Genomic DNA, 14,954 nt, shown 5'->3' on the forward strand with positions numbered 1-14,954 from the left:
TCTCGGATGCTGGCGTTTCAGGCTTCGATAGGTGCGGTGACGTTCAAGGTGACCGTGGCAGTCGGGCTTTCGAGTCTGCCGTCGCTGACCTTGTAGGTGAATGAGTCCTCACCGACGAAGTCGGTGTTGGGCCTGTAGGAAAACGTCCGCTGGACGCCGTCGAAGGTCAGCGTTCCGTGCGTGGTGCCGCTGATCAGGGTTGCGGTCAGGGTGTCGCCATCGACGTCAGAGGATCTGTTCTGCAGGCTGAAGCCGATGAATCCGTTCTTGGGGAAGGGGATCGTGTCGTTGTTTATCGTCGGTGCGTCGTTGACCGGGGTGACGGTGATGTTGACCGTCGTGGGCGCCGACTTGTCGATGCCGTCGGAGACTTGGTAGCTGAAGGAGTCGGGGCCGTTGTAGTTGAGCGACGGGGTGTAGGTGAAGGAGCCATCTGGGTTGATGCCGAGGGTTCCGTGCGCTGGGGCGATGGCATCGGTGATGAACAACTGTTGGGCGTTGGCGTCGGTGTCGTTGCTGAGCAGTCCGGGGGCGGGGATGTTCAGCGTGGTGTCCTCGGCGGTGGTGTAAGCGTCGGTGTTGCCCACCGGGGGGGCGTTGTCGGGGTCGTCGACGGGGGTGATGGTGAAGTTCACCGTGATCGGCGCCGAGGTCACGGTGCCGTCGGACACGCGGTAGGTGAAGGAGTCGGTGCCGTTGTAGTTGGCCGTCGGCGTGTAGGTGAACGCACCGTTCGACAAGACTTCGATCGTGCCATGCGAAACCGTTGTGCGGTTGCTGATGACCAGGGGGCCTTCGGCGTCGAAGTCGTTGGTGAGCAGTCCTGGAGCGGGGACGGTCAGCGTGGTGTCCTCGGCGAGGGTATAGGAGTCGTTGGTCCCGACCGGGGCGTCGTTGACCGGGTTGACGGTGACGGTCACGGTGGCCACGTTGCTGTCCAGGACGTTGTCTCTGACCTTGTAGGTGAATGAGTCCTGCCCGTTGTAGTTGGCGTTGGGGGTGTAGGTGAACGATCCGTTCGCGTTGAGCGTGACGGTTCCGTGGGCGGGGTCGCTGACCTTCACCGCGGTCAACGGGTTGCCCTCGGCATCGGTGTCGTTGCTCAGCACGCCGGATACGTTGATGACGAGCGCGGTGTCCTCGTTGGTGGTGTAGGCGTCGTTGGTCGCGGTCGGCGCGTCGTTGACCGCATTGACCGTCAGGTTCACGGTGGCCGTGTTGCTGTCGAGGGCACCGTCGTTGACCTTGTAGGTGAACGAGTCGGGTCCGTTGTAGTTGGCGTTGGGGGTGTAGGTGAAGGATCCGTTGGGGTTGACCGTGACGGTTCCGTGGGCGGGGTTGGTGACCTTGACCGCGGTCAACGGGTTGCCATCGGGATCGGTGTCGTTGAGTAGTACACCTGCGGGCGCCGGCACCGTCAGCGAGGTGTCCTCGTTGGTGCCATAGCTGTCGTTGGTCGCTGTCGGGGCGACGTTGACCGGGCTGACCGTGATGTTGACGGTGGCCGTGTTGCTGGTGACCGTGCCGTCACTGACCCTGTAGGTGAAGCTGTCCGGTCCGGTGTAGTTAGCGGTCGGCCTATAGGAGAACGAGCCGTTCGAGTTGAGGCTCAGGGTGCCGTGGGCCGGAACTGTCACCATCCAGGCGGCCAGCGAATCAGCCTCGGCGTCACTGTCATTGGACAACATGCCCGGCGCGGCCACCGTCAACACGGTGTTCGCATTCGTCGAATAGGCGTCGTTGACTGCCACCGGGGCGTCGTTGACCGGGGTGATGGTGACCGTGACTGTGGCTTCGTTGCTGGTGGCGCCGGTGTTGTCGTTGACCCGGTAGGTGAAGCTGTCGGTGGTCACCTCGGAGCCGTTGGAGGTGTAGGTGACGGTGCCGTTGGGGTTGACGGTGACGCTTCCGGCGGTGGGCTGTCCGGTGATGACGACCGTGGCCGCGTTGATGGTGCCGTCGGCGTCGGTGTCGTTGGCGATGACCGTGATGGTGGCGGTGGCGCCTTCGGCGACGGTTGCCGTGTCGTTGGTAGCCACCGGGTGAGCGTTGAAAGGGGTTGGCGTGGTGGAAGACATCAAGACGGTGTGCCTGTAGCCGACGGCGACCTGGGTGTAGGTGACACCGGCCGGCAACACCGGAATGTTGAACTGCCCGTAGTCGTTTTCGCCGATGGCGACGGCGGTGCCGTCGGAGCGCAGCAACACCGTACCGTAGCGGCTGGCGTCGACTTGGGTGTAGGTGACCCCGGACGGCAGCGCCGGGATGTTGAGCTGCCCGTAGTCGTTTCTGCCGACGGCGACGGCGGTGCCGTCGGAACGCAGCAACACCGTGAGATATTGGCCGGCGTCGACTTGGGTGTAGGTGACCCCGGTCGGCAGCGCCGGGATGTTGAGCTGCCCGTACAGGTTGTCTCCGATGGCGACGGCGGTCCCGTCGGAACGCAACAGCACCGTGTGATAAGCGCCGGCGTCGGCTTGGGTGTAGGTGACCCCGGTCGGCAACGCCGGGATGTTGAGCTGCCCGGCGACGTCGTAACCGGCGGCGACGGCGGAGCCGTCGGAGCGCAGTAGCACCGTGTGAAAGTACTCGGCGGCGACCTTGGTGTAGGTGACCCCGGCCGGCAACGCCGGGATGCTGACCTGCCCGTAATCGTTGTAACCGAAGGCGAAGGCGGAGCCGTCGGAGCGCAGCAGCACTGTGTGAAATACACCGGCGGCGACCTGGGTGTAGGTGAGCCCGGCCGGCAACGCCGGGATGTTGAGCTGACCGAGCCCGTTGTCGCCGATGGCGACGGCGATCCCGTCGGAGCGCAACAGCACTGTATGGAAAGCGCCGGCGGCGCCCTGCGTGTAGCTGACCCCGGCCGGTAACGCCGGGATGTTGAGCACCCCATAGCTGTTCGCACCGACGCTGGTTGCATTGTTGGCGGTGCCGATGGTCAAGCTGGTTGTGGCGCTGGCATTCTGAGTGTCGGTGACGGTTATGGTGATCGGCACCTGGGCGCCGGGGTGGGCGCTGGCCCAGGCGGGGTCGGCCACGACTCGGATGGCGCCACCCGGAAGTTGGGTCACCGTGAGCGGGATGGTGGCATCGGCGCTCGTGATCGTGGTCGTCAATGTGTCGCCGTCGACGTCGCTGGCGCTGACCGACACCACCCAGGTATTGCCGACTCCGGGAGCGGACGTTGCCTGTTGGATCAATGGGGGTGCGTCGTTGACCGGGGTGATGGTGATGGTGACGGTGGCTGCGTAGCTGGTGGCGCCGATGTTGTCGTTGACGCGGTAGGTGAAGCTGTCGGTGGTCACCTCTGTCCCGTCGGAAACGTAGGTGACGGTGCCATCGGGGTTGACGGTGACGCTTCCGGCAGTGGGCTGTCCGGTGATGACGACCGTGGCCGCGTCGATGGTGCCGTCGGCGTCGGTGTCGTTGGCGATGACCGTGATGGTGGCGGTGGCGCCTTCGGCGACGGTTGCCGTGTCGTTGGTAGCCACCGGGTGAGCGTTGAAAGGGGTTGCGGTAGTGGAGGAGAACAACATCGTGAGGTCTTGACCGACTGCGACCTTGGTGTACGTGACGCCGTTCGGCAGCGTCGGGATGGCGCCCTGCCCGGCGAAGGCGCTGCCGATGGTCACCGCAGTACCATCGGAGCGCAGCAGAACCGTGTGGTCCTGACCGGCTGCCACTTCGGTGTAGGTGACGCCTGCGGGCAGCGCCGGGATGTTGGTCTGCCCTAATCGGTTGTCGCCGATGGCCACGGCGGTGCCGTCGGAGCGCAATAGCACGGTTTGATCGTTACCGGCCGCCACCTGCTTGTAGGTGACGCCTGCGGGCAGCGCCGGGATGTTGGTCTGGCCGTTCGAGTTGAGGCCGAAGGCGACGGCGATGCCGTCGGAGCGCAGCAACACCGTGTGGTTCAAGCCTGCGTCTGCCTGGATGTAGGTGACCCCGGCGGGTAGCTCGGGGACGTTGTTCTGCCCGTAGGCATTGGCGCCGACGACGACGGCGGTGCCGTCCGAGCGCAGCAAGACCGTATTCCGGGCGCCGGCGACCACCTGCGTGTAGGTCACACCGGGCGGCAGCTCGGGGATGTTGGTCTGCCCGAATTCGTTGTTGCCGAATGCCACCACGGTGCCGTCGGAGCGCAGCAATGCAGTGTAAGTTTGGCCGGCGGCCACCTGCGTGTAGGTGACCCCGTCCGGCAGCGCAGGGATATTGTTCTGCCCGTAGGAATTGAGGCCGACGGCGACGGCGGTGCCGTCCGAGCGCAGCAGCACTGTGTGAACGTACCCGGCGGCGCCCTGAATGTAGGTGACGCCGGCCGGAAGCGCCGGGATGTCGGCCTGCCCGAAATCGTTTCGGCCGACGGCGGTCACGTTGTTGGCGGTGCCGATGATCAAGCTGGTTGTGGCGCTTACGTTTTGAGCGTCGGCGACGGTTACGGTGACCGGCAGCTGGGCTCCGGGGTGGGCGGCTGCCCAGGTGGGGTCGGCCACGACTTGAATGCGGCCGTCGGGGAGTTGAGTCACTATGAGCGGGATGCTGGCATCGGCGCTGGTGACTGTGGTTGTCAATGTGTCGCCGTCGATGTCGTTGCTGCCGTTGACCGACACCACCCACGTGTTGCCGACTCCGGGCGTGGAGGTGACCTGTCCGAGGACCGGGGCATCGTTCACCGGGTTGACACTGATGTTGATGGTGGTGGTGGAGGTGTGGCCGCCGCCGTAGAACAGACCCTCGGTGCCGTGGACGTGCCAGGGGCTGGCTTCATCGGAGACGGTGTAGGTGAACGAATCGGTGCCGGTGTAGTTGGCGGTCGGGGTGTAGGTGAACGCGCCGGTGGTGGGGTTGAGCACCACGGTGCCGTGGGTGGGTTGGGTGTAATCGGTGACGGTGAGCACGTCGCCGCCGGGCAGGCCGGCGACCGCGGTGCTCAGGTCGGGGTCGGTGTCGTTGGCCAGCACCGCGATGTTCACGGGGGTGTCTTCAGAGGTGGTGACCGCGTCGACCACCGCGGTGGGGGATTGGTTGAAGAGGCTGCGTTGCAGTTCGCGTTGTACCCAGCCCAGCACGATGAACAGCATCATCGGCGGGGCGGGGGTGGTCGGGCCGGGGGAGAAAATCGAGTTCAGCAGGGTGGTGATGGCGGTGTTGAAAATATTGCCCAGCACTTCTGAGGCTCCCAGCAGCGCTTCAGAGAGGTTGGCCGGCTGAGCGGTCAGCGGCGCTGGGGCTGGGGTGCCGGGCGCGGCTGCGGCGGCGATGAACATCTGCGGTGTGGCGGCGGGGTCATCGAGGGTCAACGTGGTCATCGTGCGTGCGCTGGGTTGCCCGTCGCTGAACTGTTCGGCGTCGGCGTCGGTGTCGCTGTCCTGGTCGGTGGGGCCGTTGAGGTCGTGGATCAGGGCGGGGGTGGTGGTGTCGGCGGGTGCGAGGTATCCGGTCGGCGGCTCGGTGAGCACCGGCGGGTCGGGTGTCACGACTGTGGTGTCGGTGACTGCGGCCGGTGTGGGGGTCGCGGTCAGCGGCGTGGTGCTCTCTGGCGTGTGCACCACCGGGGTCGGGGTGGTGACATCCTGCTCGGCGCTCTCCTCGTCGAGATCGGAGTCCTCGTCCAGATCGGAGTCCTCGTCGAGATCAGAGTCTTCGTCCTCATCGGAGTCTTCGTCCAGATCGGATAGGTGTGCGCCGCCGATGTTGGCGTCGGCATCTGATTTCGGCGTATCGGTATCGGCTTCGTCGTCGGACGGATTGTCGGCCTCGTCGTCGGACGGCTTGTCGGACGGTTTGTCGGAGTCATCAGAGTTGTCGCCGGTGGTCTGCGAACCCTCCTCGGCCCATGCCACCGCCGGAGTGCCGATGCCGTATCCGGTGGCCGCCGCCGCCCCGACACCTAGCGCCACCGCCAACGCACCCACCCGGCCGATGTGAATCGCATAACCCATGTCTGCATCCCCGATGACCCAGACGTCGCCGCGAAACCGGGGTCGGTGAAGTTTCGGTCGGTGCCAGCCCGATCGCGCCGCTCAAAGAGTGACAGCAAATTGACTGCGCCGTCAAACCCTAGCGGAAACCAGCATGGTATGTGTCTTTTTTTGCGACCGATTCCCGGTGCCGCCGCAATCGCGCCGTCCCTGCTCGGCCGCACGAAGAGCAAACCGAACCTGCCTAGGCGCCGTCCTCATGCTCGCGACAGTGCCAATCAAGGACGGTGCGGCATCATGCCCACAGATAATGGAAAGAAACCGGGCGAGGCCTTGCGTCTGGCCCGCGTCGTTTGTGGAGCTGCCGGGAATCGAACCAGACGCTGAAAACACGATGCTGGGCGAACGCCTCAGATCACCGCCAAACGACGCAAACTGACTCGAAGCTACCTTCGATGACGCAGTTTGTGTTGATGGCATAACACATCCTCGACCCACTCCGGCGCATCAGATATTCAACCTCGTCGCCCGCCCGATCCGGTCACCCGGACAACATCCCGATGACCGGAAGGCGACCGTCGGTGAATGCGTCTCGCCCCTTAGCGTCAAGAGATCACCGCCGCCTCGAGGTGCTACACCACTGCGCGGCTGGAACGCCTCAAGCTAGGAGGAGTGTCGTCATTCCCAGGGAGCTTCGTCTGATCGACGGCCGCCGGCAATCGGTTGAACCGATGACCGACCAGGTGGCAATCAACAGGGAAGCGCTTCCGGCGGTGCCGTCGAAACGGGGACCCCGACGTGAGCGCATCGTCGCCTCGGCACTCGCGCTCGCCGCTGAGGGCTACGACGCCGTCCACATGCGAACGGTTGCCGAACACGCGAAGGTAGCGACCGAAACGGTGTACCAGCACTTCACGTCGAAGGACGACCTGCTGGTTGCGGCGCTCGATCGTTGGCTGACCACCTTCGAACCGGCATCCGAGTCTGGATCGCAAGCAGTCACCGATCCGTCACGTCAGCTGTCCCACGTGCTGGAGGTCCTCACCCGGCGGCTGTGGGGTAACCCGCTCTGCGCGGATGCGTTGATGCGCGCGTACCTGTTGTCCGAAAATTCAGCAGGATCAAACGTGGATCAGGTTCGCGACACCTTGACGCGCATCTTCATCTCGGCCATCAGCCCTCGTCCGACACCGGCGGAACAGACCGAGATCGCCGGCCTGGTTGCCGACGTATGGGTATCGAACATGCTCGCCTTGGTCCAGGGCCGCGCGACGACGGCCGAGGCAAGGCAACGCCTACAACGAATCGCTAGGGCGCTCATCCCATTTGACAACGGCGACGCCTCTCGTCCTAGCCGGTTTCGCCGATAGGTCAGCTAGGTGGTCGCCCGCGCCGCCCAGCACGATGTGATGACAGCGATACGGCCACTCACCCGGTAAGTCACTACGTGCTGGTCATCGAGCATCGAGTCATCGTGGACCGTCGCGCGCACGACGGCAGACACGGCGTCCGCTGACCGGACGTCGCCTACCTCACATCAGCGGCCGATGAAAGGCTTGAGCCATGACCACCGATTTCGAGATCCCTCTTCAGGAAGTGTCGACGCCGACCGGAACGCTGCGCTACTACGACACCGGTGCCGGCTCGCCGCTGTTGTTCTTGCACGGTTCTGGGCCGGGCGTCACCGGTTGGCGCAACTTCCGCGGCGTCCTTCCCGCATTCAGTAGCGACTTTCGTTGCCTCGTACTCGAATTCCCCGGCTTCGGCGTGAGCGATGACCAGGGCGGTCATCCGATGGTCAGCGCACAGGGTGTCGTCGCGCCCTTCCTCGACGCGCTCGGAGTGGACCACGTCGACATCGTGGGCAACTCGATGGGCGGCGGGGTTGGCATCAACTTCGCCATGCACCATCCGGACCGCGTTCGGCGCCTGGTCACGATCGGCGGTATCGGGACGAACGTCTTCAGCCCCGGCCCCAGTGAGGGCATCAGGCTGCTGCAGGAGTTCACCGAGGACCCCACCCGGCAGCGGCTCGTCGACTGGTTGCATTCAATGGTGTACGACCCCGAATTGGTGACCGACGAGCTGATCGAGGAGCGCTGGCAACTGGCGACCGATCCTGACACGCTCGCCGCAGCGCGACGGATGTACGGGAAGGCGGCGTTCGCCCAGATGATGGCATTCATGCGCAGTTCCGATGTGCCGTTGCCGTGGGCGCAGATGCACAAGGTGGCGGCGCCGACGCTGCTGACGTGGGGCCGTGACGACCGGGTCAGCCCACTGGACATGGCGCTGATCCCGATGCGCACCATCCCGAACGCCGAACTGCATGTGTTCCCGAATTGCGGCCACTGGGCGATGATCGAGGCGAAGGCGGCGTTCGAGGCCACGGTCCGGTCGTTCCTGCTGCGCGAATAGCGTTCCGGACGGGAGGCGGACTCAGTTGGACTTCAGCAGAGCGAATCCTTTGTAACCGGCGTCGGCGACCTCCGCGCAGATGTCAAGGTAGACACCGAATCCGCCGATGAACAGCATGAACACCCGCGGCTTGCCGGGCACATTGGCACCCATGTACCAGGAGTTGGCCTTGGTGAACAGCGTCGCCTCGGCGCGGCGCGCCAGCTCTGCGCCCCACTCGTCGACGGCTTCCTTCGTCGCCTCGATGGCCGCGTAGCCGTGATCGTCGAGGTAGCGGATGCAGTCCGCGATCCAGTTCACATGTGCTTCGGCGTGCAAGACCATGTTGGCCAGCACGGCCGGGGCCCCTGGTCCGGAGACGACGAACAGGTTCGGGTAGCCGTCCACTCCGAGCCCGAGGTATGTGCGTGGCCCGTCGCGCCAGTCGTCATTGAGCGTTTCACCGCCGCGCCCGACGATCTGCATCTTTCCCAATGCTCCGGTCATCGCGTCGAAACCGGTTGCCAGCACGATGGTGTCGATGTCGTAGTGCGCGTCGGAGGTGTTGATCCCATCCGCGTCGATCGAGGTGATCGGGGTTCTGCGGACGCTGACCAGCTCCACGTTGGGGCGGTTGAAGGTTCGGAAATAATTGGTATCGGTGCAGATGCGTTTGGTGCCGATCGGGTGATCAGAGGGGATGAGCAGCTCGGCGACGTCGGGGTCGTCGATGACGGCTCTGATCTTCTCCTCGTAGAACTTGCGAGCTTCCTCGTTGGCCCTCGGATCGATCATCTGATCCCGGAACGTCTTGGAGAACAGGACCCCGCCGAGTTGCCAGCGCTTCTCGAACGCGGCCCTGCGCTCTTCGTCGGACGCCTCCATGGTGAGCTTCGGGTGCGCGATGTGCGGAGAGCCGCCGCCGCTCCGCCAGGAGAGCCGGCGCCGTTCGGCGTAGGTGGCCTTGATACGGGCGACGTCCTCGGCGCGGAGCGGGCGATTACCGGCCGGCACGCTGTAGTTGGGCGTCCGCTGGAACACGTAAAGCTGTTCGGCTTGATCGGCGATGATCGGAATCGATTGCACTCCTGATGATCCGGTGCCGATCACCGCCACTCGCCGACCGGTGAAGTCGACGCCTTCGTGCGGCCAGTCGGCGGTGTGGTAGATCCTGCCGCCGAAGGTGTCCAGTCCGTCGAACTGCGGAGTGAGCGCCGCCGACAGCGGGCCGGTGGCCATGAGACAGAACCGGGCGCAGACCACAGCGCCGGTGTCCGTCGTGACCGTCCAGCGCAGCGAGTCCTCGTCGAGGACGGCCGAGGCGACCCTGGTGTTGAACGTGATGCCTCGGCGCAGATCCAGCTTGTCGGCGACCCAGTTGATGTAGCGCAGGATTTCGGCCTGGGTCGCGTACTTCTCGGTCCACGTCCACGCCTGCTGGAGGTCCTCGGAGAACGAGTAGCAGTAGTCGACGCTTTCGACGTCACATCGCGCACCGGGATAGCGGTTGTAATACCAGGTGCCGCCGACGTCGGGCGCCGCCTCGAACACCCGAACGGTCAGACCCTGTTCCCTCAGCTTGTGGAGTGCGTAGAGGCCGGCGAAGCCGGCGCCGACGACCACGGCATCGACGGCTTCGGGCAGCAAGTCAGCGGAGGTGTCCACGAGGCCGAAGGTAGGCGTCCCGCACACGCGGAGGGTGAGCCCGTCCCGGTCACCGGACGTCGCGACCACGGCCTCCCAACCATCGGACTCGGAAGTGCGCGCACCGCGGCAACAGCCAGCACCATCACCATTGTGTCTTCGCCACCCCCGTCCCGCGGCGTCAAGCTCACCGTGACCGATGTCGTCGAAGAGAGCCACGATGCCCGCTCCCTGATCTTCGCCGTCGCGGAACACGAACAGCACCGGCTGAATTACCGGCCCGGCCAATTCCTGACGCTACGGGTACCCGGCCAGGGCAGTGCGTCGGTGGCCCGCTGCTATTCGCTGTCGAGTTCACCGCACACCGATCAGGTGCCCAAGGTGACGATCAAGCGGGTTGACGGCGGTTACGGATCGAATTGGTTGTGCGACAACGTCAATCCAGGGGACGTCATCGAGGCGCTGCCCCCTTCTGGGGTCTTCACGCCGGCGGACCTCGACGCCGATCTGCTGCTGTGGGCGGGCGGCAGCGGTATCACCCCGGTGATCTCGATACTGAAATCGGCGCTGGCTGAGGGCACCGGCCGGGTGACGCTGATCTATGCCAACCGCGACGAGCGTTCGGTCATCTTCGCCGAAGAGTTGGCTGACCTCGCGATCCGCCATACCGACCGGTTGACGGTGGTGCACTGGCTGGAATCCGTGCAGGGGTTGCCGCAGCAGCCGCAACTCACCGGCCTCGCGCGCCGTCTCGGAAACGCCGAGTCCTACATCTGCGGCCCCACGCCGTTCATGGCCGCCGCTGCGGCCGCGCTCACGAACGCCGGTGTCCCGCGCAGCGCCGTGCACACCGAGGTCTTCCAGTCGCTGACCGGCGATCCCTTCGCGATCGAAGAACCACCGGTCGTCGCCCCCGCCGTCGATCGTGAGGCGGTCACCGTCCGGGTCGGCCTCGACGGACAGCAGCACACGTTGCGTTGGCCTGCCAGGTCGACCCTGGTGGAGGCGATGTTGGCAGCGAATATCGATGTGCCGTACTCGTGCCGGGAGGGCCAGTGCGGCTCCTGCGCCGCGACTCTGCTCCGCGGCGAGGTCGACATGCCGGCCAGTGACATCCTCGAGTCCGACGACGTCGAGGCCGGAACCATCCTCGGCTGCCAGGCGCGGCCGGTGTCACACGACATACACGTCGAATTCTGACGCGCCGTCCATTCACCGGGATCAGCCCACACGACGGTGCCCTTCGCGGTAGACCATCCAAGACAGCCTCACGAGAGAAGGACACCTCATGACCGAGCGGGTAATCGACCGGGTGATGGAACTGGCCGACCAGTTCAAAGAGCAGGCCGTCGAGGCCGAGAAGCTCGGCCAGCTGTCGGATGCCACCGTCAAGAACATGAAGGCGGCCGGATCGATCCGCCTGCTCCAGCCGGCCGAACACGCCGGGTTCGAGGTGCACCCCCGCGAGTTCGCCGAGACCGTGATGGCCACCGCGGCGCTCGACCCGGCGGCGGGGTGGGTCAACGGCGTGGTCGGCGTGCACCCCTACCAGCTCGCCTACGCAGATCCTCGGGTCGCACAGGAAGTCTGGGCCACCGATGTCGACACCTGGATCGCCTCACCCTATGCCCCACAGGGGGTGGCCAAGCCGGTCGACGGCGGCTACGTGTTCAACGGCCGCTGGCAGTTCAGCTCCGGCACCGACGCGTGCGACTGGATCATCCTCGGCGCGATGGTCGGTGACGCCGACGGCAAACCGGTGATGCCGCCGCAGATCCTGCACATGATCCTGCCGCGTAGCGACTACGAGATCGTCGACGACTCCTGGGACGTGGTCGGTCTGCGCGGCACGGGGTCGAAGGACGTCATTGTTCGCGATGCGTTCGTACCGGCATACCGCACGATGGACGGCCTGAAGGTGATGGACGGCACCGCGCAGATCGAAGCCGGCATGACGAAGACGCTCTACAAGATGCCGTGGTCGACGATGTTCCCGCTGGGGATCAGTGCCGCCACCATCGGCATCTGCGAGGGTGCGCTGGCGGCGCACCTGGACTACCAGCGCGAACGTGTTGGCGCCAACGGCACCGCGATCAAGGACGACCCCTACGTCATGTTCGCCATCGGCGACGCTGCAGCCGAGATCGAGGCATCCCGCCAGGCGCTGCTGGCCAACGTCGACCGCATCTACGACATGGTCGACGCAGGCAAGGAAGTCAGCTTCGCCGACCGTGCGGCTGTGCGGCGCAGCCAGGTGAAGGCGGTCTGGCGGGCAGTCGCCGCGGTCGACCAGATCTTCTCCCGCTCGGGCGGCAACGCACTGCGGATGGACAAGCCGCTGCAGCGGTACTGGCGCGACGCGCACGCCGGCGTCGCCCATGCCATCCATGTCCCCGGAACCATCTACCACGCCTCGGCGCTGAGCTCCCTCGGGGTCGACCCGCAGGGGCCGCTGCGGGCGATGATCTGACCTGTAGGACACGACATGACAGCACTCAAGAGCCTCGGATACGTCACCGTTCAGACCGCCGACATCGATCGCTGGCGCCACTTCGCCTTCCAGGTGCTGGGTTTCGCAGAAGGACGCGGTTCCAACGAGTCGGCGCTGTATCTGCGGATGGACGAGCGAGCAGCGCGCATCATCGTCACCCCGGGAGACACCGACCGCATCATGACCGTCGGCTGGGAGGTGCGCGACCGCGCCGGCCTGGAGGACGTCAAAGCTGCCCTCGACGGCGCGGGCGTGCCCTTCAAACAGTTGCCGCTGGACGAGGCCGACGCACGCCGCGTCGAAGAGGTCATCGCCTTCGACGACCCGGCCGGCACCGCGATCGAGGTCTTCCACGGACCGGTCCTCGACCACAGTCCGGTGATCACGCCGTTCGGGGCACGGTTCGTCACCGGAGCACAGGGGCTGGGGCATGTGGTCATGCCCGCACTGGACGCCAACGGCCTGTTCGAGTTCTACACCGGTGTACTCGGGTTCCGGTCCCGCGGCGCGTTCCGAGTGCCGGTGCCACCGGAGTACGGGCCGGTGCGTGTGCGCTTCCTCGGCATCAACGAGCGCCACCACAGCCTGGCGATCTGTCCGGCGACAACCCTTCGCGATCCCGGTCTGGTCCACCTCATGGTCGAGGTCGACAGCCTCGACACGGTCGGGCAGGCGCTGGATCGCGTCGGCGCCGACGGGTATCAATTGTCGTCGACGCTCGGCCGGCACACCAACGACAAGATGGTGTCCTTCTATGTCCGGGCACCGGGCGACTGGGACATCGAATTCGGCACCGACGGCATGCGCGTCGACGAAACCTACTACACTGCAGAGGAAATCACCGCTGACAGCTACTGGGGCCACCAGTGGGTGAGCGACCTGCCGGCAGCGATGCGGCCATGACGCCCGACGCCGACGTCAGCCCGGTCTGGGCGTCCACGATCAGCCATTGGGATCATGAGGCGGACGTGGTGATCGCCGGTTTCGGCATCGCCGGCGCCGCCGCAGCGGTTGAGGCCGCCCGAGCGGGCGCGGATGTGCTCGTGCTCGAACGGACCGGCTCCTGGGGCGGGGCGGCCGCCATGGCCGGCGGCTTCATCTACCTCGGTGGCGGGACGGCGCTGCAAAAGGCCTGCGGCTTCGACGATTCCGTCGAGAACATGGCGGCGTTCCTGAACGCGGCGATGGGTCCCGGCGCCGACGGCCGCCGCATCGCCGACTACTGCGAAAGCAGCGTCGCCCACTTCGACTGGCTCGTCGAAAGCGGTGTGCCGTTCAAGGCCGAGTTCTTCGGTGAGCCGGGCTGGGAGCCGATGGGCGACCAGGGTCTGATGTACAGCGGCGGGGAGAACTCCTACCCGTTCAACACCATCGCCACACCGGCACCCCGCGGACACGTCCCACAGATGTCGGACAAGAAGCAGGGCGAGGCCAGCGCCGGCTACATGCTGATGAAGCCGCTGGTCGAGACCGCCACCGCGGCCGGGGCCAGGGCGCTCTACGACGTGCGGGTGCAAACCCTGGTGGTCGAAGCCGACGGCCGGGTTGCTGGAATCCGTGCCCGGCAGTACGGCACCGAGGTGACGATCCGCGCGCGCCGTGGCGTGGTGCTGGCCACTGGCAGCTTCGCCTACAACGACGCGATGGTGGCGCAGTACGCCCCGCGCATCGCCGGACGTCCGGCGGCGTCGATCGAACAGCACGACGGTCAGGCGATCCGGATGGCGCAGGCGCTCGGCGCCGACCTCGCCCACATGGACGCCACCGAGGTCGCGATCTTCATCGACCCGCAGCAGTTGGTCCGCGGTGTCCTCGTCAACGAACGCGGCCAGCGCTACGTCGCCGAGGACACCTACCCGGGCCGGGTGGGCCAACTGACGCTGTACCACCAGAACAACACCGCGTACCTGATCATCGACGGCGACGCCCAGGAAGAGGCGATGGCATCGCTGTCCCCACAGTTGATGATGCGTCCGCCGACGTGGGTGTGCGAGACCGTTGTCCAACTCGAAGCCGAGATCGGGTTGGCGCCCGGATCACTTCAGGCCACGATCGCCGCCTACAACGACGGGGCAGTGCGCGGCGAGGATCCGCTGCTGCACAAGAAGCCGCAGTGGCTGCGCCCGGTCGGCTCGCCGGTCGGGGCGATCGATCTGCGGGAGAGCACCGGCGGATTCACCCTGGGCGGCCTGCAGACTTCGCTGGACGGCGAGGTGCTGCACGTCAGCGGAGAGCCCATCCCCGGCCTGTTAGCCGCCGGGCGCTCGACCGCGGGCCTTGCCGCGTGGGGTTACGCCAGCGGCATCTCGCTGGGCGACGGCAGCTTCTACGGGCGACGCGCCGGCCGTCGCGCTGCCAAAGGCTGACCGCCACCCAGCCGGAATCAACCGTGGCGTCGCCCTCGTGAGCCGGGCAGACGACCGGTTGACCGGCGCTGCCTCCTGATGGCCTCTCTCATATCGACACTCTTTGTGTGACACGGCCCACTCTGATGTGGT

The 14,954-nt window shown here is 65.8% G+C and carries 8 protein-coding genes; 6 read left to right on the forward strand and 2 right to left on the reverse strand.

Translation table 11 applies throughout. The features are described 5' to 3' along the window. Window positions 1-17: 17 nt before the first annotated feature. Window positions 18-5,945, reverse strand: a complete 5,928-nt coding sequence (locus ACPCHZ_RS10715; RefSeq protein WP_423484755.1) for a tandem-95 repeat protein — start codon at window positions 5,943-5,945, stop codon at window positions 18-20. Window positions 5,946-6,655: 710 nt separating this feature from the next. On the opposite strand from ACPCHZ_RS10715, the gene ACPCHZ_RS10720 reads away from it, so the two are divergent. Both ACPCHZ_RS10720 and ACPCHZ_RS10725 read left to right on the forward strand, forming a co-directional pair. Then, entirely contained in the window at window positions 6,656-7,294 is a 639-nt protein-coding gene (locus ACPCHZ_RS10720; RefSeq protein ID WP_423484756.1) for a TetR/AcrR family transcriptional regulator, read from the forward strand. Window positions 7,295-7,487: 193 nt separating this feature from the next. Then, window positions 7,488-8,342, forward strand: coding sequence for an alpha/beta fold hydrolase (locus ACPCHZ_RS10725; protein ID WP_423484757.1), 855 nt, complete (start codon window positions 7,488-7,490; stop codon window positions 8,340-8,342). A gap of 21 nt (window positions 8,343-8,363) precedes the next feature. On the opposite strand, the gene ACPCHZ_RS10730 is transcribed toward ACPCHZ_RS10725, so the two are convergent. Further along, window positions 8,364-9,986: a flavin-containing monooxygenase gene (locus tag ACPCHZ_RS10730; RefSeq protein WP_423484758.1), complete on the reverse strand. Its 1,623-nt coding sequence runs from the start codon at window positions 9,984-9,986 to the stop codon at window positions 8,364-8,366. Window positions 9,987-10,109: 123 nt separating this feature from the next. Between ACPCHZ_RS10730 and ACPCHZ_RS10735 the strand changes: the two genes are divergently transcribed. The 4 genes from ACPCHZ_RS10735 to ACPCHZ_RS10750 all read left to right on the forward strand — a co-directional run bounded on the left by ACPCHZ_RS10735 (window position 10,110) and on the right by ACPCHZ_RS10750 (window position 14,822). Next, a complete protein-coding gene (locus ACPCHZ_RS10735; protein ID WP_423485341.1) occupies window positions 10,110-11,165 on the forward strand; it encodes a 2Fe-2S iron-sulfur cluster-binding protein in 1,056 nt (351 codons plus the stop codon). A gap of 88 nt (window positions 11,166-11,253) precedes the next feature. Continuing rightward, entirely contained in the window at window positions 11,254-12,435 is a 1,182-nt protein-coding gene (locus tag ACPCHZ_RS10740; protein WP_423484759.1) for an acyl-CoA dehydrogenase family protein, read from the forward strand. Between the two features lie 15 nt (window positions 12,436-12,450). Next, window positions 12,451-13,359, forward strand: coding sequence for a VOC family protein (locus tag ACPCHZ_RS10745; protein WP_423484760.1), 909 nt, complete (start codon window positions 12,451-12,453; stop codon window positions 13,357-13,359). Next, window positions 13,356-14,822, forward strand: a complete 1,467-nt coding sequence (locus ACPCHZ_RS10750) for an FAD-dependent oxidoreductase (RefSeq protein WP_423484761.1) — start codon at window positions 13,356-13,358, stop codon at window positions 14,820-14,822. Before ACPCHZ_RS10745 ends, ACPCHZ_RS10750 begins: the two co-directional genes overlap by 4 nt. The last annotated feature ends 132 nt before the right edge of the window (window positions 14,823-14,954 follow it).

This window comes from Mycobacterium sp. NPDC050041, from assembly GCF_049541695.1.
Lineage (GTDB): Bacteria > Actinomycetota > Actinomycetes > Mycobacteriales > Mycobacteriaceae > Mycobacterium.